The 21692-nt window shown below is 59.1% G+C and carries 22 protein-coding genes and 2 pseudogenes; 9 read left to right on the top strand and 15 right to left on the bottom strand.

The window, feature by feature from the left end; translation table 11 throughout:
• Positions 1-2 precede the first annotated feature (2 nt).
• The 7 genes and pseudogenes from ACA063_RS11660 to ACA063_RS11630 all read right to left on the bottom strand — a co-directional run bounded on the left by ACA063_RS11660 (position 3) and on the right by ACA063_RS11630 (position 7741).
• Positions 3-1634 (bottom strand): ABC transporter ATP-binding protein, encoded by a 1632-nt coding sequence (locus ACA063_RS11660; RefSeq protein WP_497665976.1) that lies wholly within the window; start codon positions 1632-1634, stop codon positions 3-5.
• A gap of 2 nt (positions 1635-1636) precedes the next feature.
• Positions 1637-2512 carry an ABC transporter permease gene (locus tag ACA063_RS11655; protein WP_497665975.1) on the bottom strand — a complete coding sequence of 292 codons (876 nt, stop codon included), beginning with the start codon at positions 2510-2512 and terminating at the stop codon, positions 1637-1639.
• Positions 2509-3450, bottom strand: coding sequence for an ABC transporter permease (locus ACA063_RS11650; RefSeq protein WP_497665974.1), 942 nt, complete (start codon positions 3448-3450; stop codon positions 2509-2511). Before ACA063_RS11650 ends, ACA063_RS11655 begins: the two co-directional genes overlap by 4 nt.
• Before the next feature lie 14 nt (positions 3451-3464).
• The gene (locus ACA063_RS11645; RefSeq protein WP_497666509.1) at positions 3465-5033 is read right to left on the bottom strand and encodes an ABC transporter substrate-binding protein; all 1569 of its coding nucleotides are present in this window, start codon (positions 5031-5033) and stop codon (positions 3465-3467) included.
• Between the two features lie 247 nt (positions 5034-5280).
• Complete coding sequence (locus ACA063_RS11640) at positions 5281-6006, bottom strand: methyl-accepting chemotaxis protein (RefSeq protein WP_497666508.1); 726 nt, start codon at positions 6004-6006, stop codon at positions 5281-5283.
• Positions 6007-6138: 132 nt separating this feature from the next.
• A pseudogene (locus ACA063_RS11635) lies at positions 6139-6903 on the bottom strand (MCP four helix bundle domain-containing protein); the annotation flags it as partial.
• Between the two features lie 100 nt (positions 6904-7003).
• On the bottom strand, positions 7004-7741 hold the full coding sequence (locus tag ACA063_RS11630; RefSeq protein ID WP_497665973.1) for a DUF72 domain-containing protein: 738 nt from the start codon (positions 7739-7741) through the stop codon (positions 7004-7006).
• A gap of 146 nt (positions 7742-7887) precedes the next feature.
• Here ACA063_RS11630 and ACA063_RS11625 point away from each other — a divergent pair, with 146 nt between their 5' ends.
• On the top strand, positions 7888-8703 hold the full coding sequence (locus ACA063_RS11625; protein WP_497665972.1) for a DUF1206 domain-containing protein: 816 nt from the start codon (positions 7888-7890) through the stop codon (positions 8701-8703).
• Here the strand turns inward: ACA063_RS11625 and ACA063_RS11620 are convergent.
• Positions 8693-9496, bottom strand: coding sequence for an alpha/beta fold hydrolase (locus tag ACA063_RS11620; RefSeq protein ID WP_497665971.1), 804 nt, complete (start codon positions 9494-9496; stop codon positions 8693-8695). The two genes, ACA063_RS11625 and ACA063_RS11620, sit on opposite strands and share 11 nt — an antisense overlap.
• A 416-nt stretch (positions 9497-9912) precedes the next feature.
• Between ACA063_RS11620 and ACA063_RS11615 the strand changes: the two genes are divergently transcribed.
• Positions 9913-10137 carry a hypothetical protein gene (locus ACA063_RS11615; RefSeq protein WP_497666507.1) on the top strand — a complete coding sequence of 75 codons (225 nt, stop codon included), beginning with the start codon at positions 9913-9915 and terminating at the stop codon, positions 10135-10137.
• A gap of 166 nt (positions 10138-10303) precedes the next feature.
• Here the strand turns inward: ACA063_RS11615 and ACA063_RS11610 are convergent, their stop codons facing one another.
• Together ACA063_RS11610 and ACA063_RS11605 are read right to left on the bottom strand one after the other, a co-directional pair.
• Positions 10304-10552, bottom strand: a complete 249-nt coding sequence (locus ACA063_RS11610) for a hypothetical protein (protein ID WP_497665970.1) — start codon at positions 10550-10552, stop codon at positions 10304-10306.
• A 48-nt stretch (positions 10553-10600) separates the two neighbouring features.
• Positions 10601-11173 (bottom strand): nucleotidyltransferase family protein, encoded by a 573-nt coding sequence (locus ACA063_RS11605; RefSeq protein WP_497665969.1) that lies wholly within the window; start codon positions 11171-11173, stop codon positions 10601-10603.
• A gap of 109 nt (positions 11174-11282) precedes the next feature.
• On the opposite strand from ACA063_RS11605, the gene ACA063_RS11600 reads away from it, so the two are divergent.
• Complete coding sequence (locus tag ACA063_RS11600) at positions 11283-11687, top strand: GFA family protein (RefSeq protein ID WP_497665968.1); 405 nt, start codon at positions 11283-11285, stop codon at positions 11685-11687.
• On the opposite strand, the gene ACA063_RS11595 is transcribed toward ACA063_RS11600, so the two are convergent.
• Genes ACA063_RS11595 through ACA063_RS11585 form a run of 3 tightly spaced genes read right to left on the bottom strand, consistent with a single transcriptional unit; the run spans position 11667 to position 14593 of the window.
• On the bottom strand, positions 11667-12692 hold the full coding sequence (locus tag ACA063_RS11595) for a sensor histidine kinase (RefSeq protein ID WP_497665967.1): 1026 nt from the start codon (positions 12690-12692) through the stop codon (positions 11667-11669). The two genes, ACA063_RS11600 and ACA063_RS11595, sit on opposite strands and share 21 nt — an antisense overlap.
• Positions 12693-12701: 9 nt before the next feature.
• Positions 12702-14162, bottom strand: a complete 1461-nt coding sequence (locus ACA063_RS11590) for an ATPase domain-containing protein (protein ID WP_497665966.1) — start codon at positions 14160-14162, stop codon at positions 12702-12704.
• The gene (locus ACA063_RS11585) at positions 14159-14593 is read right to left on the bottom strand and encodes a hypothetical protein (protein ID WP_497665965.1); all 435 of its coding nucleotides are present in this window, start codon (positions 14591-14593) and stop codon (positions 14159-14161) included. Before ACA063_RS11585 ends, ACA063_RS11590 begins: the two co-directional genes overlap by 4 nt.
• 190 nt (positions 14594-14783) lie before the next feature.
• On the opposite strand from ACA063_RS11585, the gene ACA063_RS11580 reads away from it, so the two are divergent.
• From ACA063_RS11580 to ACA063_RS11570, 3 genes are all read left to right on the top strand, one after another.
• Entirely contained in the window at positions 14784-15188 is a 405-nt protein-coding gene (locus ACA063_RS11580) for a hypothetical protein (RefSeq protein WP_490148392.1), read from the top strand.
• Entirely contained in the window at positions 15182-15874 is a 693-nt protein-coding gene (locus ACA063_RS11575; RefSeq protein ID WP_497665964.1) for an RES family NAD+ phosphorylase, read from the top strand. Before ACA063_RS11580 ends, ACA063_RS11575 begins: the two co-directional genes overlap by 7 nt.
• A gap of 506 nt (positions 15875-16380) precedes the next feature.
• Entirely contained in the window at positions 16381-17715 is a 1335-nt protein-coding gene (locus ACA063_RS11570) for an amidohydrolase (protein ID WP_497665963.1), read from the top strand.
• Here the strand turns inward: ACA063_RS11570 and ACA063_RS11565 are convergent, their stop codons facing one another.
• Positions 17716-18570 carry a LysR family transcriptional regulator gene (locus ACA063_RS11565; RefSeq protein WP_497665962.1) on the bottom strand — a complete coding sequence of 285 codons (855 nt, stop codon included), beginning with the start codon at positions 18568-18570 and terminating at the stop codon, positions 17716-17718.
• 74 nt (positions 18571-18644) lie between these two features.
• Here ACA063_RS11565 and ACA063_RS11560 point away from each other — a divergent pair, with 74 nt between their 5' ends.
• The 3 genes and pseudogenes from ACA063_RS11560 to ACA063_RS11550 form a co-directional block, all read left to right on the top strand.
• Positions 18645-19586, top strand: coding sequence for a DMT family transporter (locus tag ACA063_RS11560; RefSeq protein ID WP_497665961.1), 942 nt, complete (start codon positions 18645-18647; stop codon positions 19584-19586).
• A gap of 60 nt (positions 19587-19646) precedes the next feature.
• Entirely contained in the window at positions 19647-20351 is a 705-nt protein-coding gene (locus tag ACA063_RS11555; protein WP_497665960.1) for a class I SAM-dependent methyltransferase, read from the top strand.
• A 48-nt stretch (positions 20352-20399) separates the two neighbouring features.
• A pseudogene (locus ACA063_RS11550) lies at positions 20400-20678 on the top strand (GGDEF domain-containing protein); the annotation flags it as partial.
• A 186-nt stretch (positions 20679-20864) separates the two neighbouring features.
• Here the strand turns inward: ACA063_RS11550 and ACA063_RS11545 are convergent.
• Positions 20865-21290: a DUF2628 domain-containing protein gene (locus tag ACA063_RS11545; protein WP_497665959.1), complete on the bottom strand. Its 426-nt coding sequence runs from the start codon at positions 21288-21290 to the stop codon at positions 20865-20867.
• Positions 21291-21692 lie beyond the last annotated feature (402 nt).

Raw genomic sequence — 21692 nt, 5'->3', positions numbered from 1 at the left:
AATCAAAAGCTGGCAGGTCGTATTCGATAACCGCCGTCAACGAGTTTTTCCAACGGGCTGGCCGCCGCGAGCAACTGGCGCGTATACGGGTGCTGCGGACGGTCGAAGATCTGCTCGCGCCCTCCCACCTCCACCACTTCGCCCTGGTGCATGACGGCTACGCGGTGAGCAATGCGTTCAACGGCCGCCAGGTCATGGGAAATGAACAGACAGGCAAAACCGTACTGCGCCTGCAAGCGCTCGAACAGCTCGAGAATCTGCTTCTGGATCGTCATGTCCAGGGCGGAAATCGGCTCGTCAGCGATCACCAGTTGCGGGTGGCGAACCAGCGCCCGGCCAATCGCAACACGCTGGCGTTGCCCCCCGGAGAGCTGGTGCGCAAACCGGTCGACAAACTGCTCGGCCAGCCCGACATCTCGCAGGGTTTGCGCCACACGTTCTCGCCGCTGATCCGCATTCAGCCCCGGCTCATGGCGCAACGGCTCTGCCAGGATCTCACCGATTTTCATCCGCGGATTGAGGGATGAATAAGGGTCCTGAAAGATCATCTGACACTGCAATCGATGGGTGCGATTGGCGGCTTTGAGGATGTCCACGCCCTTGAAGCGTATTGCACCGGAACAGGGCTTGATCAAGCCTACCAACGATCGGCCAAGGGTGGTTTTTCCCGACCCGCTGCCGCCCACCAGTGCCAGGGTTTCGCCCGGTGCAATGGCCAGACTGGCCGAGTGCACAACGCGCTTGTAGTGGCGTTTACCCCAGAACGAGGTGGGTCCGGGATGTTCGATACAGACCTGATCGACTTCCACCAACGGCCCGTTACTGGCCGGAAGCGGCGCCAATTCACCACGTCTGGGCAACGCTTCCAGCAACTGTCGGGTGTACTCGGCCTTGGGGGCCAGCAGGATGTCCTGGATGGTGCCTTGCTCTACCGATTTGCCGTGGCGCATCACCACCACTTTGTGGGCATAGCGCGCCACCAGCGACAGATCGTGGCTGATGAACAGGATCGCCGTGCCTTGCTCCCGGGTCAGTTCGAGCATCAGCTCGATCACGTCCAGCTGTGCCAGGCAGTCCAATGCGGTGGTTGGCTCGTCGGCAATCAACAGGGCCGGACGCAACAGCATCACCGAGGCCAGCATGATCCGTTGGCGCATGCCGCCGGAGAACTGATGCGGATACGATTCCAGGCAACGTTCGGCGTCTTTGATACCGATGCGTTGCAGCATCGTCACGCAGCGCTCGCGGATCTGTGCGGCATTCAGATCGGTGTGTAACTGCAGGGCTTCACTCATCTGCTGACCGATCTTCAAGGCCGGATTGAGCGACACCATCGGTTCCTGAAACACCATGCCGATACTCGCCCCACGAATGGCCCGAAGCTGCGCGGTGTCGAGGTTGACCAGATCGCGGCCCTGGAAATCCAGACGTCCGCCACAGACTTGCATCGGCTGGGGCAGCAGGCCGATCGCTGCCCGGGCAGCCATGGTCTTGCCGCTGCCCGACTCGCCAACCAAGGCAACAATCTCCCCCGGTGCGACGCTGAAGCTGAGGTCGTCAACTGCCAGCGTGCCATGCTCACCCACGCGAATTTTCAGGTTTTCCACGTTCAGCAAAACGTTGTCGGCTGACATGCTCATTTCCTCATCCGGGGGTCGAGACGATCACGCAGGGCATCGCCGAACAGATTGATTGCCAACAGTGCCAGGCAGATGAACAGCCCCGGGAAGATTCCCAGCCAAGGCGCCGAGGCGATGTACGGCCGACTGCTGGCGAGCATGTTGCCCCAGGTCGCAGCCGGTGGTGGAACGCCCAGCCCGAGGAAGCTCAAGGCGCTTTCCGAGAGCAGCGCCCAACCGAACATGCTGGTCGCCAGCACGCACAGCGGCGCCAGGCAGTTAGGCGCAATATGGCGCAGCATGGTGTACAGCTCGGAGTTGCCGATCACGCGCGATGCTTCGATGTATTCCAGCTCGCGCAGCGACAGCACCGTGCCCCGCACCACCCGCACCACGGATGGCGTGTAGGCAATGCCCAGCGCCAGAACGATGCCGTACTTGCTGGCACCGATGATTGCCATGATGCCCAGCGCCATGAGGATGCCCGGAAACGCCAGCAGCGCATCGTTGAACATCATCAGCAAGCGGTCGGTCCAGCCACGCAGGTAACCGGCGAGCATGCCGATCAGTGTTCCGGCGAAGACCGCAACACTGACCGTCAGCAAGCTGATCCACAGGCTCGTACGGGCGCCGATCAGCAACCGGCTGAACACGTCGCGACCGAACTCATCGGTACCCAGCCAATGCAGGGCCGATGGCGCCTGGAACCGCGACAACAGGTCGATGCGCAGCGGATCGAACGGCGTCCAGACCAGCCCCAGCAAAGCCAGGAAGATCAGTATCAGCAGCAGGCTGCCACCGATCAGCGCGTTGGCTGGTGGCCAGGCGCGCGGGGGTTTTGTGGGCGTCTTCATGGCGCCGGCAGCGGGTGCCACGGGAAGATTCGAACTCATAACTTCACCCTTGGATCGAACAGCGGGTAGAGCAGATCCACACAAAGGTTGACCAGCACATAGATGAAGGTGATCAGCAACAGACAGCCCTGCAGCACCGGATAATCGCGGGCGAAAATCGCGTCCACCATCAGCCGGCCGATGCCCGGCAACGTGAACACGGTTTCGAGTACTGCAATGCCGCCCAGAAGGTTGCCCAGGATCAGCCCGACCAGCGTCCAGGTCGGCGCAAACGCATTAGGCAAGGCGTGCCGCCACAGCACTGCACGCTCGGACAGGCCTTTGGCGCGGGCATGGGCAATGTACTCAAGGCGCAGTACTTCAATGGTACTGGCCCGGGCCATGCGAGTGATCGCGCCCAGCTCGACCAGTGTCAGGGTGACCACCGGCAGCACCAGGTAACTCATCGCTTTCCAGGGCGCTTCGGCAAAGCTGACGTACCCCACCACCGGCAACCAGCCGAGCTTGATGCCGAAGGCGTGCAGCAACAGCAAGCCGAGCCAGAAGCTGGGAATCGACAGCAGCAGCGTGGCCGTGGTGACCAGCCCCAGGTCCAGCGCGCTGTTCTGCTTCCACGCTGCGATCAGCCCGACCGGCACCGCGATCAGGGTGGCCAGAAGTACAGACACCAGAACGATGATGGCGCTGACGCTGAAGCGCTCGACAATCAGCGGCAATACCGCTTGTTTGGTGCTGATGGAAAACCCCAGGTCGCCGCTGAGGACGGCTTTGATCCAGATCAGAAACTGGGTCACCAACGTGTGATCCAGCCCCAGGTTCTGGCGCATGTCGGCCAGGCTCTGCGGGTCGGCCATGTCGCCGAGCATCAACAGTGCCGGGTCACCGGGGATGAGGCGAATCAATGCGAACACCATCACCGAGATCAGTAACAGGGTCGGTATCGCCATCCCGAGTTTTTGCAGGATAAAACGCAACATGATCAGACTCCGCCTTACTGTGCCGCGAGGCTGACGCCCCACAGACGAGGCTTGGCCACCGGCCAGGAGTGATAGCCACGGACGCTGTCCCGTAGCGCGCCAATGATGGTGCCGTTGTAAATGATCACCATCGGCGTGTCTTGAATCATCATCTTGTGCAGCTGATCGAACAACGCCTGGCGTTTACCCGTGTCGCTCTGGCGCACGGCATCACGCAACAGCGCCTGGGCTTGCGGGTTGTCCCAGACCTTGCGCGGCTCCTTGCTCTTGTCGCCCATCAGCGAATCGAAGCCCAGTGCCGGGTCCAGCCGGGACGAATAGGAGAACGACATCATCTGGTAGTTACCGCTCTGGTAACGCTCCAGCTGGGTGCCCCACTCCAGGGTTTCCATCTCGATATTCAAGCCACTGCCCTGCGCCATGGCCTGGCTCAGTACACCCATGTCGAACATCTGCTGATAGCGTTTGTTGACGATCATCTTGATCGGCTGACCGTGATAGCCCGCCTCTTTCAACAGGCGTTGAGCTTCCTGCGGATCGTATTTATAGCCCTGCCTGGCGGCGGCGCTATAGAAGGCACTGGTCTGCGGAACGGCCGAGTTGTTGGGCTCGGACAGCCCGTTGGACAAGGCAGTGACCATTTGTCCGTAGTCCAGGGAATGGGCAATCGCCTGACGGATGCGCACATCCTTGAGCAACGGGTCATTGGTCTGGAACAGCAGGCCGCAGATCGCCATGATCGGGCTGACGGAGACCTGAATCCCCGGCAGTGTCTTGAGCTCCTGGGCATCGCTGGCGGTCACGTCGGGCAGCAAGTCGATGTTGTTCGAGAGCAAGGCGGCCTTGGCCGACGAAGCATCGGGAATGATCATGAAGCGCAGCACGTCGACCAACGCCTGCTTCTTGCCGGTAAATCCGTCCGGCCCGGCATCGTCACGGGCGCTGTAATCCTTGAAACGCGCCAACTCCACAGACTGGCCCGGTTTCCAGTCCGCCAGGGTAAAAGGACCGGTGCCGATGGGCGCCTTCCATTTGCCGTCTGCTGCCACTGAATCCGGGTGCAGAATGCCGCCACCGCCGCAATCCGGCCGCGCCATGGACGCGAGAAACAGCCCGCTTGGCTGGTCAAGCTGGAACACCACGGTGAGTGGATCGGGCGTGGCAATGCTGGTGATTTTCGCCCCGCCTCGCCCATCGAATTCCGCCAGGCAGCGCCACTGGGTCTTGGGGTTGAGGTAGTGCTCCCAGGTCCACTTGACGTCGGCAGCACTCAGCGTGGCGCCGTTATGAAAGTGCACCCCTTCGCGCAGTTTGAAGGTGTAGGTCAGGCCGTCATCGGAGACCTGAACCTCCCGAGCCAGCAAGGGGCCGACGGACGCGTCTTCGCGATGGGCCACCAGACCTTCGACAATGTGCAGCATGACCGTGTCGGTATTTTCGTCACGGTTGACGCCCGGCTCGGTGCTGCGGATGTCGGCGTTGAGGCCGACTCGCAAGGTGGTGTTGGCCTGAGCCTGCGCAAACGCAGCACCGAGGGCGACCACGCCGAGGGCTTGCAGGGTGACGCAGAGAGATTTGTTCAATATGCGATGCACGGGAGAGGTTCTCCTTCGCTGAAAAGTCCGGCCAGGGGCAGAGCCGGCTTCAAGCCTGTGTTTATGTCGTTTTTGTTATGGCCTGACCTTGATCAGCGCCGCATGCGATTTTGTTTTTTTAAATTCGCACGGACATATTCACAGCATGCTGATTGCTTGTAAATGTTTTTTTGAGCATATAAAAACATTGTTTAGTTTTTTTGCTCTCAACCCTCCCTCATGTGTAGCCGCCAGCTCAAAGCCTGAACCGATCCACCGACTGCGACAGCTTGCCTGCCAACGTGGCCAGTTCATCGGTCGTCGTGGCGGTCTGGCCGATGACTCGACTGTTGTCTTCAGACATGCCGGCGATCATTTCCACCTGATGGGCAATTTCGTTGCTGGCCAGGCTTTGCTCGCCAATCGTGCGGCTGATGTCGTTGACCAGTTGAGTGGTGTTCAGCGTGGCGTCGAGAATTTCCCGGATCGCCCGCTCGACCTCGGCGGTGACGGCCATGCCTTTGTCGACCTGTGCAACGCCGGCCTCCATGCTGCTGACGGCTTCACGAGTGCTTTGCTGAATACGCGCAACCATGTCGGCGATTTGCTGGGTGGAGGCGCTGGTGCGACCCGCGAGGCTGCGGACTTCGTCGGCCACCACGGCAAACCCGCGCCCCTGCTCACCGGCGCGCGCGGCCTCAATGGCAGCGTTCAGTGCCAGCAGGTTGGTTTGATCGGCAATGCCCTTGATCACCTGAATGATGCTGAAAATCCCTTCGGACTCTTTGTCCAGCGTGCGAATGACCTGAGCGGACTGCTGCGCCGAACGCGCGATGCCATCCATATCATTGACCACCTGATGGATCACCCGGCCGCCATCCTTGGCCAGTGTTTCCGCTTGATTGGCCATGTTCAGCGCGCGCTCGGCGTGCCGGGTGATTTCCTCGATACTCGCGGTCATCTCGCTGGCTGCTGCGGCCATGGTGCTGGCGGCACTGCTCTGCTGCTGACTGCTGCCGGCCACTTCGTGACAACCACTGCTCAGACGCTCGCTCATGCCGCTCACGCCGTGAGCGTTGCTGCGAACCACCTCGATCATGCCGCGCAGGTCGCGCTGCATGGTCGCCAGGCTGCGGATCAATGTGCTGGCTTCGTCATTTGCGGTGGGCTCGACAATCGGCTCACTCAAATTGCCCCTGGCGATGCTGTCGGCGATACGACTGGCCGATTGCAGCGGGCCCATGATGCTCAACATCACCCAGCGTCCCTGGGCAAGCAGCAGCAACAGACTGGCGATGAGTACGCCACCCAGGGCCATGTTGGCGTTGCTGATGGCTTGCTGTGTGCCGACACTGGTCTGCTGGGTATCGGTTTCAATCAACTCGCTGAGGGCGGCCATCTGCCCCTCGAGCTGGCTGAACGCCGCGTTGAAGGTGCCCAGGTCTTTTTGCGCTGCGTCGGGATTTTCCAGCGCCAGCCCGACAATGCGTTCAGCCGCACTGATGTAGGTATCGAGGCTGGGCTTGACCTTGTTCAGGCCCGTTTTGATGGTGTCGTTGACCGGCAGCTTGAGGTTATTGCCCAACACCTCATGAAAACGCGCGGCATGTTCGTCGATGGAACTGCGCACCTCGGCTTTGCTGCTGGTGCTTTTGCCCAACCCCACCAGCATCGCGGACAAGACGTCGGCGCGCAGGGCGTCATGCATCATGTCGGCCTCAAGGTGGTTGCGCAGCGCGGCCATGCTGACCTCGTTTTCGTTCACCGCCCCCGCCATGTGTGTATTACCCAGGTATCCGACCAGGCTCATGATCAAGGCCGTGAGCAGGCCGGTGCCAATCAGCAAAATCAAGCGTAATTTTATCGACACTTTGTGCATTCCTGATCAGTTGGGTAAAACCATGCGTGGATGGTTTCTCTGAACAGGTTATCGGCCGGGCGAACGGGTTAATGAAGGCGATTTCCAAACGACTGTTTCTTTACGACCTGCGGTCGGGGTCGGCCAGCATGGCACGCAAGGTCATGGCATTACTCACTGCAAAACCGCTAGCGGTGTTATCAAAGATGCACCAGATCACGCTCCCGGCTTTCGCCGCCTGGCGCATGTGCTGCGCCAGATTTTCCAGCCGGTCGCGTTCATAGTTGCTGTGATAAATGCGCGGGGAACCGTGCCAGCGCCAGTACTGAATCCCCGGCCAGCCACCCGGCGCGTCGCCACCCGGGATGGGCGATGGATCAGCCGCCACGCGTCCAATGCGCTGTTCGACCATCAGAGCGTGGGCGTTCAGCCAACTGTCGTGCCGGGGCTCAAGCACCACCAAGCCAGCGTAACGCTGGCGCAACGCGCTAAAGAATGCGCCGGCAACGGCTTCGTCATAGGCCAGCGACGGCGGCAACTGCACCAGCAAACAGCCCAGCGACGCCCCGAGGGCAGTGCATTGGGACAGGAATTCCTCCAGCAACGACTCGCAGTCCTGCAAGCGCTGAACATGGGTAATGAGTTTTGGCATTTTGACCGAAAACCGGAACGTCGCCGGGACTGACTCGGCCCAGCGTGCATAGGTTTGAGGTCGATGCGGGCGGTAAAACGAACTGTTGATTTCGACCGCCGTCAGTTGCGATGCGTATCGCTGCAGGTGAGTACCGTCAGCCGAGAACAGCGGCCAATGCTCGCGAGGCAAGCTCCAGCCGGCACAACCGACGTAGACAGGGGGCATGTGATTGGCCTCGCTCAGTAACCGGGTTGTCTTTCTCCTTAGTTCAATCGATTACCGCCACTTCAACATCGTTCAAACAAATCGGTTTATCGAACCCCTCTCCAAGCGATGGGTCTGCTCTTATATAACTCATCGGAAATAATTCAATGCTCGCTCAACACACACTTGTCTTACTCGCTCGGGGCGGATATGCCGCCCGAGGTGTTCTTTACCTGATCATTGGCATCTTCGCTCTGTTGGCGGCTCATGACTCGACAAAACCAAAAGACAGTCACAAAAGCCTGGAGGCGCTGTTAAGCCAGCCATTCGGATATGTCCTGGTCGGTCTAGTCGTGGCCGGTTTGCTGGCCTTCGCCGGGTGGCGAGTTCTGCAAGCGATTCGCGACGTCGATCATCACGGTACGCAACTCAAGGGTTGGGTGATTCGTGCAGGTCTGTTGGCGGGAGGTCTGGTTAACGGTGCCCTGGCATTTTTTGCATTGGGCCTGCTCATCACTGGCCTTCGGAGTTCAGGCAGTTCCGGAGGTGAGGGCACAAAGGATTTACTGGCGCATCTTCTGTCCTGGGATCACTCGAACGTGCTGGTCTACCTCGTTGCGCTCGTCCCGTTGGGTGTCGGCATTGCTCACATCATCAAGGGATGGAAGGCGACCTTCGAGAAGTACTTTGAGGCTGACGAAGATGTAATGCGTTACATACGCCCGGTGTCTCGATTTGGACTCATAGCCCGAGGCGTGGTGTTTATCGAGATAGCCCTGCTTCTGGCGATGAGCGGTTCCCGGTTTAAAGCCACGAATCCCCCAGGCTTGAAGGAAGCCCTTGATGCTCTCCAGAACCTGCCAGCCGGCGCCTTGATTCTGATGGTGATGGCGCTGGGGTTGATTGCCTTTTCGGCCTACAGCTTTTCCGAAGCGGCCTGGCGAAAAATAAACATGGATGTGCCGGGAGTTTCTAGATCGTAGTCGCCAAGTGACCTGGTTCTTCATCACCGTGCTGCTCGCAGAGGAATTCGCGTATCGCTTCGGCGGTTCGCCTGGCACTGGTGACCACGAAAAAATGCCCCTCCCCAGTGAGGACGTGCAGTTCGGCGTAGCGAATGGTGCGGCACAGGATATGCGCGTTGTATAGCCGCACCAGAGTGTCGCGTTCGCCAGTGAGAATCAGCGTGCGCTGACGCAGACGGAACAACCTCAACAGGCTTGTCCAGCCGACCAGGGCGGTGAGCTGGTGGTAATAGGTTCGCGGGTTGACCGTGAGCATGCCGTTAACCAGACCGAAGCGCAGCAGCGTCTGTATCGAATTGCGCGGGACTGCTTGTTTGCATGGTTTGGCCTTTTTGCTCCTGCCAAAAAAATCCACGATGTCGGCAGGCTTCACCAGCAACGCCGGGCCAGCCGAAGTCGCCGCCAGGATCAGCCGGCGTACCATGCCCGGGTAACGCAGGGCGAACTCTTGCGCCAAGGCACCGCCCCAACTCACGCCGAACAGATCGACCTGTTCGATACCCAACTGCTTGAGCATTTCGGCGATCAAGTCGGCGTGGCGCGGCAGACGCATCGGCCAGCGGGGCATTTGCGATTTACCGACGCCTGGCACGTCCAGCGTAATGGTCGTGTAGTCCGCCAATTCATCACGCAGGGAATCGAAGGTTCGAATCAAGCCACCCAAACCGTTGAGCAAGAGCAGCGGCGAGCCTTGCCCGCTGATTGAAACGTTCAACTGAACATCGTTGATGGTAAGTCTGTGCGTCGTCATGATTTCGCCTTTGGGCTCGCGATGCCCCCGATCCTGACTGTAGACCTGGCACGACGCCAAACGATCCAGTGGCGAGTCACGTGGTATGGAACCCTTATCCGTACGCGGCGCCTAATGGTTGATCCCCGGAATTCGAGAAAGACGACATGCAAATATCCGAGACAATCCAAGTCATGGAAGCGCTAACAGTCAACGAAGCAAACCTCAAGCTTCACGAAGGCTGGTTATTGATATCTGTGGTCGTCACGACACATCCTAATGGCCAGCTTCACCCCTGCTACATCCTGGGAAAATCGAAAGCCTCATCCAACCATCAGAAGCCCGATTGACTAGCACGACAGCGCACAGCGATTTCGCTCACGGAACTGTGCCCGGAGGATATTTTGACTTATCTGGATTGGGTTCAATGGCCAGCGATGGTTGTGACCGTGCTCGCCGCATGGCTAATCGGATCGCAGAGGCCAGGACGAAGGATGATCGGGTTTGTATGCTTCAGTTTGAGCAACGTATTGTGGGTGATTTGGGGAGTCTATGCAGGGGCGTATGCATTAATTGTCTTGCAGGTCTGTCTTTTCCTCATGAACCTTCGGGGACTCAGGAAAAACTCGAAAGGGAAAGAAAACGAGCAGTCTCAGGACTGACGGTTGTCAGCGAAATCGCTTTCTTTACTGTCCGCACTCAGCAACAGGCCTGTAAAAGGAATCGGGGGTGCAGGTACGCAGGCCCCTTCCAGGACATGCCCTAAGCCCACGTACATGTGAAGCCTATTCAGGTCACGCGGGGTAAACGTCACCTGAGCGACCGGTCTCAGTGAGATGATTTAGATGCATTGAAATTTTTCTTGAAGCCTCGGACGTTCATCCCCAAAAGTATGCATTCAAGGAGGATCAGCGCATAGGCGTCGGCGTGAAGACCCCAGATAACCCAGAGTGCATTGCTGAGGATGAATCCCCAAAAAGCGATCATTCGCCGGTACGCGCGTTGCGAACCGATAAACCAGGCAGAAGCTACTGTCATCACCATGGCAGGCCATTGAACGTAATCGATGTACTCCAAGTTGATCTCTCCAGCCGTCCAAAACGTGAGTCCAGCGTTCGACCTTCATCACAGCCCGCATTCCGGGTCCAGAATTTTCAGCCACGGCCAGCGCGCCTGATAACTCCTGGCTTTTTGCTCAAACAGATGCCGCTGAAGGTTGACCGGGTTGATCCGCAACAGACCTTCCTCGACGTCACTCAATCCGTAAGGCGCATACACCTCGCCCGTCAGTACATCGACGCCGATACAGGTTCCCGCGATCAGGTATCGATCAACCCCCTCCTTCGCCGAGTTCAGCTGGGGATACGCCCCGCCAAACCGCTCGCCGTACCAGAGGTGAACCCGCGCCTGGTTCTTGATTTCAATGCTCACATCGAGGTCGTGGAACAGTTCGCCGGCGGCCTGGATGACGTCGTTCTCGGCCTCCCATGACACGTCCTTATCAAAGTAGAAAACGTCATAGTCCTTGATGCCCCATGCGACGGGACGCTCGGCCTGATGGTTCCAGACCGCTTGAAACAGACAGCCTGCGGTAAGCATGCACTGGTTCAGGCCAAGCGCGGGCAAACGCTTGAGTATCTCGGCGTTTGCCGGGTTGGTCATGGCGATGTCGATCAAGCGTTCTGCGGTCAGTGTCATGCGCACTCCTTGTCCGGTATGAAAATCCCTGGAAACGGACAATACATTAGAACCGTTAGGGTTCTTGCCACTAAAATAGCGCCTTTCAACTCCCGGGATCACGAGCATCATGGATGAACTGCACCGAGGAAGCTGCCTGTGCGGCGCCGTCACCTATCACGTGTCGGGCGCGCTGAAAGCCGTTACGCATTGCCATTGCAGTCAATGCAGAAAGGGTCACGGGGCAGCGTTTGCAAGCTATGCCAGCGCACCTCGCTCAACGCTGTCGATTGACCAGGGCATGCACGTGCTCAAGACCTTTCATTCGTCTGAAGGAGTCGCGCGACAGTTTTGTGGCGAGTGCGGGTCTTCACTGTTCTGGTCTGACTCGAAGGGTGATTTTCCGGACTGGGTATCGGTGGCCATCGGCACGCTGGATACGCCGCTTCTGATCAAGAAGCAAAAACACGTGCACGTCGAGTCGAAAGCGTCGTGGTATCCGATTGACGAACCGTTAACGGCTTACCAAAGGTAACGTCACCACGAACTCGCTGCCCTTGCCATCGCCATCGCTCATGCCGATCACGGTACCGCCATGAGCCTCGACCAATTCGCGCACCACCGTCAGGCCAATGCCCAGGCCGGCCCCATTGAAGCCGACGGCATGAACGTCCTGCACGAATGGCTCGAAAATGAACGGCAATGCCTTGGCCGAAATACCGATGCCATCGTCGCGAATGCTCACCGTCAGGCTGTCACCTTCGACCGTGACTGCAAGCGTCACGACGCCGCCCGCCGGGGTGTACTTGGCGGCGTTACCCAGCAGGTTGCCGAGAATTTGCGTGAGGCGCACGGGATCGCCATCGACCGCCAACGACTGTTCGGGCAACTCGCAGATGAACTGCAGATGGTGAGCCGTCATGACCGGACGGCACACCTCGATGGCGTCTTCAATGATCGGCAGCATGTCGATCAGGCATCGGTTCAAGCGCAGTTTCCCGGTGCTGACACGGGAGGCATCGAGCAAGTCTTCTACCAGTCGTGACATGTGCTTCACCTGCCCTTCAATCAACTTCTGCATGCGCGGCAGCTCATCGCTTGGCACGCGTACCAGCCGGCCGGCGATCATGCTGATGGGCGTCAGCGGATTGCGCAACTCGTGGGCGACGAAGGTCAGGATGTTGCGTTGCTGCTCCAGCGAGTGCTCAGCCGAAGCTTGCAATTGTTGCGCGCTGAGGGCGGCGATCACCAGTTGTTCGTTGGCTTCGCGCATCTCGAGGAGCATCTGCTGCTCTTGCTCGGTACGATGTGGTTTTTCCGCATCGGACTGTGCCATCAGGATCGCCAGCACCAGCTGTTGATTGGCCTCGAGCAACTGCTCCACCTGCCGGTGATCCACCAGCCGGGTACTGGTGTCGGTCAGTTCCTTTTGCAGGGCAGCCAGCACCGCTCGCGCTTCAACGGTTTTCTGACCGAGCAGGAACAATTCGCGAGCGGCAGTTGCCAGCGCTTCCTCGTTCCTGCTATCGGCCCCGTTCATGATCTTGGCTCATCCATTTTCAAGGCCTGTGTGCTTCTGGGTGGGGCGACCACCGAGCAACCCTTCCTGATTGGGCAACATGTTACCGACCTTCAGCCCGTTTTCGTCGATGCTGTACAGACGCAACTCATCGGAGTGAGCACTGGCCCGTACCTTGACCACCGCCATGATGCGCAGCAAGCGGCTCTGCACTTCAATGTAGCGCTGCACGATGATCGCGTCGGTGAGAAACGCCGTGCCGTAGGGGCTGAATCGCAGGTCGGTGTAGCGGTCTTCAAGCTCCGAAGTCATCAGCACGCTGACCCCCGCGCCGGTCAACGCATTGACCATGCGTGACAGCGACTCGCGAAAGTCTTCCCGGAAGGTCGGCGCCAGCGCCAGTTCGAAGCCCGACAGCGAATCGATCACCACGCGGGTCGCTTTCAGCCGGTCGATCTCGCTGAGCAGCAACTGGACGATTTCGTCGATGGACAGGTCCGGAGCGCGACTGTCCACCAGACTCACCTTGCCGGCCTGGATCAAGTTGGCCAACGTAGCGTTTTGCGAATGGTTGGGACGCTGTTCAAACACTGCAATCACGCCAGTCTCACCGTTGCGCGCACCTTCAGCGAGGAAGGTGGCGGCCAGAATGCTTTTGCCCGAACCCGACGGCCCGGCCACCAGCAGCGAATAACCCCGAGGCAGCCCGCCACCGAGCATGTCGTCGAGTTGCGGCACGCCCATCTTCAGGCGCTTGGCGGGGTATTCCAATGGAGTGTCAGCCAGGTTGAGTGGCGCCGGCGCAAAGACCTTGATCCCCGACGTGGCGATGCGGAACGTGTGCAGTCCCGGCAACGTCGGCTGGCCGCGCATCTTCATGATTTCCATCTTGCGGACCATGGAGTTGCGCTGAACGCTTTGACGCAGCCAGATCAGGCCATCGGCCACCGTGAAGATCGGGTTGGTGTCGGTTTCGGTGAAGTACTCGCCGATCAGGAAGGTCGTCGCCTGCCAGGTCGTCATCAACATGCCCAGTTGCTGAACGAACTGCGGCAGATTGTTGTTCGGGTTGTCCTGGGTCTGGCTGGCCAGCACCACAGAACGGAACGAGTCGACGAACACCAGTGCCGGGGTGTGAGTTTCCACCTCGCTGACAATGCGCCGCAGCACTTCGTCCAGGTCACCGGCCAGGGTGTCGTCGGCCAGGTTGATGTAGCGAATCGAATGGTTGATCGCTTCACTGTCGAAGAAGTCGAACTGCTGCTGGTAACGCAGCATCTTCAATGGCGGCTCGCCGAGCACGGTAAAGAACAACGCCGGGCGTTCCGGTGTCGCCAGGGCGAACATCATCTGGTGCGCCAGGGTGGTTTTGCCGCAACCTGGCGGGCCGGCGATCAGGTTGAACGAAAATTCCGGCAGACCTCCACCCAGCACCTCGTCCAGGCCTGGCACGCCGGTGGCCAGACGGTTGATCGTTACTTTGGAGCTCATGACGAAATTTCCTGCGAAGGGGTGTCGCTCAAAGAAGGTCCCCACACGTCACGAAGCAAACGTGCGGTGAGCGAGGGCCCGATCAGCGTTGTCAACAACTCGTAAAACGTGGTCAGCAGCACTTCACCGAAAAACAACGCATCGGTTTCGCTCTGTTCAACGAGCACGGACTTGAGGGCAATAAGATCCAGAGTCGACTGAACACTGTCGTAGGTGCCGGCCAGACGTGGATGGTTTGAGGCGCACAGGTGAATGCTGCGGCGATAAAGCGCGACAACCCCTTGATGGCCAATGATGGGCGTGAGGGCTGCGCCCATATCCTGCAAGGTGGTAACGAGCGCCTGGGCGATCCTGGCAATGTCAGCGTCTGGACCCACACGGTGCGCCAGAGAAGCTACGATCTGACGGCTCTCTTCGCTTTGCGCGGTCATGGCAAACTGATATCTGATGGTCAGAACTCGATACTACACCCTCTGTCAGGCCTCGCTACGTTAATAAACACATCGTTGGGGCGGGTGACCGTAAACATTGATGCGCATCAGAACTTTCTTTTCCCAGCTTGATCTGTAGATTCAATAAGATTATAAATTGATCTATAGATTAAAAATTAAGGACGTTGTCATGGCCGTCACCCTTCAAGCACAAGCATTTTCCAAGAGCCAATGCGTCACCGGCCTTCGCGCGGCCGTCGGCATCATCGAAAAGTGGGGTGCTTCCAGCGAACAGGCCTGCCGGATCCTTCGTATATCCCGCAGCACCCATACCCGCGCGAAGCAACGCGACCCTGATTGGTCCGTGTTGCTGGATGCGGATCAGATGCAGCGCATCAGCTTTGTGCTCAACATCCACGCGGCGCTGCGCCTGGTGTTTGATAATCCGGAAAATGTGTATGGCTTCCCGGCGATGCCTAATGAGAACGAGTTTTTCAACGGGCGTACTCCGCTGGACATCATGTCTCAGGGCGACATGATTTCGCTGTACGAAACCTTCCGCCGCATCGACGTGCTGCGAGGCGCGCAATGGTGACGCTGAAGCAGCTGCCCGAGTTCACTGGCGAACTGCTGCAGGCTTATCGGCTGGTCAACTCGAAATTCCCGCCCATCGACCTGTTCGATGACGTCGCTGACGCCCAGGAATTCGAGGTGCTGTATCAACTGCAGGCACTCACCAATCCCAGGCTGAAAAACGAAGTCGGTCAGCTTGAGATGATTGCGCGAAGCGAGATCCCTTTCGGTATTCCTGGCTGCTCTTACGCAATAGCGCCCTTCACCCACGTCAACCCTGCCGGCTCACGATTCAGCGATGGCAGCTTTGGCGTGCTGTACCTGGCAGCGTCCATGGAAACCGCGCTCGCCGAAGTGCAGCATCACCAGGGTCTGTACTGGTCGAAAGTCCGGGGCCTGAACTATGAGCGGTTTGTATTCCGGGGCTTGTCCTGCTCCTTCGTCAACACGGCGATGAAAGATGCCACCTCCATCGCGAGTACAGATCCGATCTATGCGCCGGACGATTACTCGCATTCTCATCGTTTGGGCAAGGCCATTAAAGAGGCCCGTTGCCCCGGCATTCGCTATCACTCGGTTCGCCTGCAAGGTGGCTATTGCTGGGCGCTGATGACACCCAGGCCCGTCTCACAGATTATCCAGACGGCCCATTATGAAATGATCTGGAACGGGCAGATCACCGGGGTTAATAAAATCAGCGAAGCGTGATCAGGGCTGGAGCTCTTGCACAGATCTCCTCCTGCATATGCGCCCTCTTCATCGCGAGCAGGCTCAGCTCACAGGGGGTTGGTGCCGCACACAATTCCTGCACCCGGCGAAGATCCAACTGTGGGAGCAAGCCTGCTCGCGATGAGGCCCATACAATCAACATCACCTTCGCCTGATACAACGCTATCGCTGGCAGGCCAGCTCCCACAGGGGATTTGTGGATTACTCGGATTATGTGTTCGCCGCAGTTCACTGTGGGAGCAAGCCTGCTCGCGATGACGGCCTGACAGCCAACAGTTTCTCGTCGGCAATAGCCAGTTTCTGCAGATCATTATCCGTATCGAGCACGTTTGAGTGTCGCGATGATGCACCGAATTGGGTGGTTTGCTAAAAAGCAAAAAGCTGTGCGATTACCGGTCAACTGCCTTTGTCCCCTCGCTGACCACGTCATACCCTTGGGCGCTGCAACTGTGTATCCACAACAAAAACATAAGCGAGAAATCACTTTGAAGCGTCCGATCCAAACCCCTTTATGTCTGGCCTTGCTGGCTGCCGTTGCCACCACTTCAAGCCAGGCCGCCGACCTGAATTGGGTGGACCCAGCGGTCACCTCGGTCAATCAGGAAGTCATCGATCTGCGTCACACCATCCACCAGCATCCGGAACTGGGAAACCTCGAAGTCAAAACCGCTGCCCTGGTCGCCGAGCGTCTCAAGGCGTCGAACATCGAGGTGCGCACGCAAGTCGGCAAGACCGGCGTCGTCGGTGTCCTGAAAGGTGGTTTGCCCGGTCCGGTGGTAGCCCTGCGTGCCGACATGGATGCGTTGCCGGTCAAGGAAATGACCAACCTTCCCTTTGCCAGTCAGGCCACCAGCGTGAGGCTAGGCAAGAGCGTGCCGGTGATGCACGCCTGTGGCCACGATACCCATACGGCGATGCTGTTGGGTGCCGCCAAGGTACTGGCCGAGCATCGGGATCAGGTTCGCGGCACGGTGGTGTTCCTGTTCCAGCCTGCCGAAGAAGGCGCTGCGGACGTGGACGAATTCCAGACCGACACCCTGATAGGCGCGCAAGCGATGATCCGCGATGGCGCCCTGGATTCACCGAAGGTCGAAGCGGTATTCGGCGTGCACGTGATGGCGGGATACCCGACCGGGCACCTTTATTACAAGTCCGGGACTGTGCTCAACAGCAGCGATTCGTTCCGCATCACGCTCAAGGGGCAGCAGACCCACGGCTCCGCGCCCTGGACCGGGATCGATCCGATTGTTACCAGCCAGAGCATCATCAGCGGCTTGCAGACCCTGGTCAGCCGGCGCATCGACCTGACCAAGGGTATGGGCGTGATCAGCGTCGGTACGATCAATTCCGGCTCGGCAGCAAATATCATCCCCGAAACTCTGGAGATGACCGGGACCATTCGCACCAACAACGCCGATATCCGCGACACCCTCCTGCAAAAAATGCCACCACTGGTTAGCGGCATCGCCAGCGCTTATGAAACCGAAGCCAAGCTGCTGCTCGTGAACAATGCACCGGTGACCACCAACGACCCGAAACTCACCGAGGCCATGGTGCCGGCACTTGAACTGGCCGCACCGGGCAAAGTCGAGCGGCTTGAGGCGTCATTGTCACCCAGCGAAGATTTCTCCTATTACGCTCAAAAGGTGCCCGGACTGTTCGTGTTCCTTGGCGCGACGCCCGAAGGCCAGGACATGAGCAAGGCGCCGAACAACCACAGCCCTTACTTCACCGCCGATGACGCCACCCTCGCCACCGGCGTGAAGGCGCATGTGCAGTTCGTCATGAACTATCCCGGGCGATCGACTGTGACACCTTGACTAAAGCCGAAAGCATTGCTGCATGGCATCGGCAAGCAGATCCACCGCCTCATCGGCTTCTGATGCCAGCGAGCGCATGAACACAATCTCATGGGCCTGTATGGCGGGAAAACCGTCGAGGATCTGCATGTTTTCCGTCACACGGGCGCGGTCGATCAAACTGATCGCCAGCCCGGCCTCCACACAGGCCTTGATGGCCTGATTAGACGGGCTTTCCAGCACCACGCGAGCGCGTCGGCCACTGTGCTTGAGCGATTCCATCATGGCTTGCCGATAAGGGCATTGCGCCGCATGCACGGCCAGCGGCAGTGGATCCGTCGTGGCCATCGGGGTATTGGCCGGCCCCACCCAGACAGGCGTGGTGGAGACCAGTAACTGCGCCTGCGCGCTCGACTGCCCCTCGGGTTGGGCAATCACAGCGGCCTGAAGCCTTCCCCGCAGTACCTGATCACGCAGCGCATAACTGGGCGCTGTCTTTAACTCCAGCACCACGTTGGGCCAGGCGGCGGCGAATGTCGGCAGGATGTCGCGGATTACGTGGGTGGCGTACTCATCGGGCACGCCCAGGGTGATGCGCCCCGACAAATGGGTGCCATGCAGGTCGGCCAGCACCCGGTCATGGGTGCACAGCAATTCTGTCGTCGACAGCAGCAGGCGCTTGCCCAGCGCGGTCAGGGAGACTGACTGATTATCGCGATTGAGCAAGCGGCCGCCGGCTACCGCTTCAAGTCGCTGGATATGCACACTCACCGCTGCCGGGCTCTTGTGCAGCTGCTCGGCTGCCGCACTGAATTTGCCTATCCGCGCCACCGCATGAAAGGTACGCACCAGCTCGATATCGAGGATCGCTGTCATGATTCCGTCTTCGTGAATGACTCATGCATTTAATTTTGATTTATTAGATTACGCTGATTTCGTAGCCTGTGGCGATGAACCAGCACACTCCGATTTCCTGTCATCAGCAAGCCACGCCTGACTGGCGCCAGACGCTTCCCCTGCCCTTGCTTGAGGCCGGGCTGGTTCTGACGTGGAGCTCAGGATTCGTCGGTGCGCGATTTTCGCTTGATTACGCGCCGCCATTGCTAGTGGTGTTTTGGCGTTGCGTCGTAGTCACGCTCATCCTGTTCCCTTTCGTCGCCAGGCAATTGCGCCAGACCTCGCTTGCCATGCTGTTGAAAAACGCAGGCATCGGCCTTCTGGCCATGGCGGGCTATCTGGCCGGTGTCGTGCAAGGTATTGCCCTGGGCGTACCAGCGGGACTTGCGGCGCTGTTCGCGGACCTGCTGCCGATGGGCATGGCCTTGCTCGCGGCGGTCGTCCTTGGGCAACGAATGGCCTGGCAAGTCTGGGTGGGGCTGGTCATCGGCCTTATCGGGGTGGTGCTGGTGACCCATGGCGCGCTGGGATGGGGCAACGCGCCTCTGTGGGCTTACGGCTTGCCGCTGCTGGGCATGCTGTCGCTCGCTGTGGCGACGCTCTGGCAAAAGCATTTACCCGCTTCGCAATCCCTGGGGCTGCTGCCCAATCTCTGGCTGCAATGTGCGGTCTCCAGCGTGGCATTCGCCATCGTCGAGGGCGCGCAGGGCAGCTTGATGCCAATAGCCAACACAGGGTTTGCGCTGAGCGTGCTGTGGACGGTCGGTTTATCGACACTCGGCGGGTATGGGCTCTACTGGATCTGCCTGCGCCGCGCCACGGCCACTCGGGTCGCCAGCGTCTTGTACTTGAGCCCACCCGTGACGATGCTCTGGGCCTGGGCCATGTTCGATGAACCGTTATCATGGCAAATGATCGCAGGCATGGCGGTGTCAGGGATGGGCATCTGGCTGGTGGTGCGTTCGGAGGGTCGGCAAACATCGCGCCAAAACTGATGCTCGTTGCGTGCGTACCTGTCCTATTCTTTCCTCCACGCAACCACACCGGACAGCGAAATGCATGATCCCGAATCCACCCTCCTCCACAGCTGGCACCACAACGCCCACTCCTGGATAGAGGCCATCCGTACCGGCAGCATCGACAGCCGCCTCAAGGTCACCGACCAGGCCATTGTGCTGGCAGTGCTGTGCCGTCAGCCCGAGCGCGTGCTCGACCTGGGGTGCGGTGAAGGTTGGCTGTTGCGCGCGTTGAGCGAACGGTCCATCGAAGCGATCGGCGTGGATGGCGATGCGATGCTGGTCGAGTCCGCGCGCGCGGCGGGTGACTCACGGGTGCATTTGGCAAGCTATGAAGAATTGGTGGAGGCGAAGGTCGACATTGGCACTGCGTACGACGTGATCTGCGCCAACTTCGCCCTGCTGCATCAGGACATCATTCCTCTGCTCACCGCCATGAATGCCCTGCTCGCCCCTGGAGGCGCACTGCTGATCCAGACATTGCATCCATGGGCCGCAGCAGGGGGCGACTATCAGGATGGGTGGCGAGAAGAAACGTTCGAGGGGTTCAAAGGGGATTGGCAGCCAATGCCCTGGTACTTCCGGACCCTGTCCAGTTGGGTCAACGCGCTGGACATGGCCGGTTTTCGCCTCGCCAGTGTGCAAGAGCCCCAGCACCCGCAAAGTCCGCTGCCGCAGTCGCTTTTGCTGGTGGCGGAGCAACGAATACGTGGCGACGGCCAACCCTGCGAAAATTCATCTTAAACGCTTACAATCGCGCCCTTCATTTCCAATCAGTCACCCCGTCAGGCTATGGCGCTCGACCCTCCCACCCTATTAATACTGTCCATCGCCCTCGCAGCGGCCGCCGCGCCGTACCTGGCGATTGAGTGGCGCAACGTTCGGGAGCCCTCGTTGCTGTTCTGGAGCGCAGGGTTTGCGACGATCACTGTGGGATCGACCCTGGCCTTGCTGCGCGGAAGCGGTCTTTTATTGATCGGCATCTGGTTTGCCAACAGCCTGCTGGTGACCGCTCACTGGCTGTTCCTGATGGGCGTTGCGCGCTTCACAGAGGCGCGACTGTCACGCGCTCGGCGCCAGCCTGTTCGACCAGCCGCCTGCCAGCCTGGCGGCATTTGATCGAGCAAGGTGACGCCGCGCTTTACGAATCCAAGCGCGGCGGACGCAACAGCATCCGCCTGGTCGATCGGACCCGCGCGAGTGGCGAGTCTCAGCGGACACGTTGACTTGCCGCTCGCAGGCGCTCGTGCAGATGACTTACCAGCGCATGCCCTTGAACGGATTCCAACCCTGCTCGCCCTTCTGTTCCTTAAGGTAATAAGCGTAGTTTGTGGAAAGTGCATACAACATGTTCATCGCAAACCCTACGCCAAAGTTGACCTGCTTGGCATAGCTGAACTCGACCAGTGCGAAAACAACATCCAGCACGAGGGTGAGCGCAATAATGATCGCAATCAGCGTCAGGTTCTTCTTCCACAGCCCCAGCACAAACAGGTAAATCGGGCCAAAGAAGAACGCGATAATGTTTGAGTTGATGGTTATCTTCCGTTTAAAGGGAAGCTGCTGGAGTGCTGGTTTGTATCCCGGCGCATTGGGCGCACCGTATGTATCGAAAAACGCAAAACGCTCCTGCCATTTCGCGCTGTACTTGCTGTGGTCATGCACTTGATCGGTCGTGCTCATTCGATAATTCCCTGTAGTCCCTGAATGGTGTGTTTCTTCCAGACTTCCGTGACAGTGCGGTGTGTCGTGTGCTGCCGACCCACAGTACTCTCATTTCAAATGCAATGATTACGATTCAGGTACATCGGAGAAAAGGATCGGCTGTCAGCCCGCCATCGCGAGCAAGCTCGGCTCCCACAGGTGAACGCGTGCGCTTCGAAAGTCAGGTCGGCTGTCAGGCCGCCTCGCTTTTGATTTTGATCTGCTGTTGACTTTCTTGCCCCCTCGGAAGGCCGAGCGCAGGTTCTGCGCAGTGGGCAACCCGGCATGGATGCCGGGTTAGCCGCGCACGGCCATGGATGGCCGATCGCGGCGGGCCCACGGAGCAGGACCGGAGCGAGGGTATGCCGAGCCCAGGCGAGG

This window comes from Pseudomonas sp. LBUM1643 (assembly GCF_059716215.1).
This window is presented reverse-complemented; position numbering and strand designations above follow the sequence as displayed.

Excerpts from the sequence above, each read along its gene's own strand:
- ACA063_RS11660 (WP_497665976.1), bottom strand. The coding sequence starts at position 1,634 with ATGTCAGCCGACAACGTTTTGCTGAACGTGGAAAACCTGAAAATTCGC.
- ACA063_RS11655 (WP_497665975.1), bottom strand. The coding sequence starts at position 2,512 with ATGAGTTCGAATCTTCCCGTGGCACCCGCTGCCGGCGCCATGAAGACG.
- ACA063_RS11650 (WP_497665974.1), bottom strand. The coding sequence starts at position 3,450 with ATGTTGCGTTTTATCCTGCAAAAACTCGGGATGGCGATACCGACCCTG.
- ACA063_RS11640 (WP_497666508.1), bottom strand. The coding sequence starts at position 6,006 with ATGGCCGCAGCAGCCAGCGAGATGACCGCGAGTATCGAGGAAATCACC.
- ACA063_RS11630 (WP_497665973.1), bottom strand. The coding sequence starts at position 7,741 with ATGCCCCCTGTCTACGTCGGTTGTGCCGGCTGGAGCTTGCCTCGCGAG.
- ACA063_RS11625 (WP_497665972.1), top strand. The coding sequence starts at position 7,888 with ATGCTCGCTCAACACACACTTGTCTTACTCGCTCGGGGCGGATATGCC.
- ACA063_RS11620 (WP_497665971.1), bottom strand. The coding sequence starts at position 9,496 with ATGACGACGCACAGACTTACCATCAACGATGTTCAGTTGAACGTTTCA.
- ACA063_RS11615 (WP_497666507.1), top strand. The coding sequence starts at position 9,913 with ATGGTTGTGACCGTGCTCGCCGCATGGCTAATCGGATCGCAGAGGCCA.
- ACA063_RS11605 (WP_497665969.1), bottom strand. The coding sequence starts at position 11,173 with ATGACACTGACCGCAGAACGCTTGATCGACATCGCCATGACCAACCCG.
- ACA063_RS11600 (WP_497665968.1), top strand. The coding sequence starts at position 11,283 with ATGGATGAACTGCACCGAGGAAGCTGCCTGTGCGGCGCCGTCACCTAT.
- ACA063_RS11595 (WP_497665967.1), bottom strand. The coding sequence starts at position 12,692 with ATGAACGGGGCCGATAGCAGGAACGAGGAAGCGCTGGCAACTGCCGCT.
- ACA063_RS11590 (WP_497665966.1), bottom strand. The coding sequence starts at position 14,162 with ATGAGCTCCAAAGTAACGATCAACCGTCTGGCCACCGGCGTGCCAGGC.
- ACA063_RS11585 (WP_497665965.1), bottom strand. The coding sequence starts at position 14,593 with ATGACCGCGCAAAGCGAAGAGAGCCGTCAGATCGTAGCTTCTCTGGCG.
- ACA063_RS11580 (WP_490148392.1), top strand. The coding sequence starts at position 14,784 with ATGGCCGTCACCCTTCAAGCACAAGCATTTTCCAAGAGCCAATGCGTC.
- ACA063_RS11575 (WP_497665964.1), top strand. The coding sequence starts at position 15,182 with ATGGTGACGCTGAAGCAGCTGCCCGAGTTCACTGGCGAACTGCTGCAG.
- ACA063_RS11565 (WP_497665962.1), bottom strand. The coding sequence starts at position 18,570 with ATGACAGCGATCCTCGATATCGAGCTGGTGCGTACCTTTCATGCGGTG.
- ACA063_RS11560 (WP_497665961.1), top strand. The coding sequence starts at position 18,645 with ATGAACCAGCACACTCCGATTTCCTGTCATCAGCAAGCCACGCCTGAC.
- ACA063_RS11555 (WP_497665960.1), top strand. The coding sequence starts at position 19,647 with ATGCATGATCCCGAATCCACCCTCCTCCACAGCTGGCACCACAACGCC.
- ACA063_RS11545 (WP_497665959.1), bottom strand. The coding sequence starts at position 21,290 with ATGAGCACGACCGATCAAGTGCATGACCACAGCAAGTACAGCGCGAAA.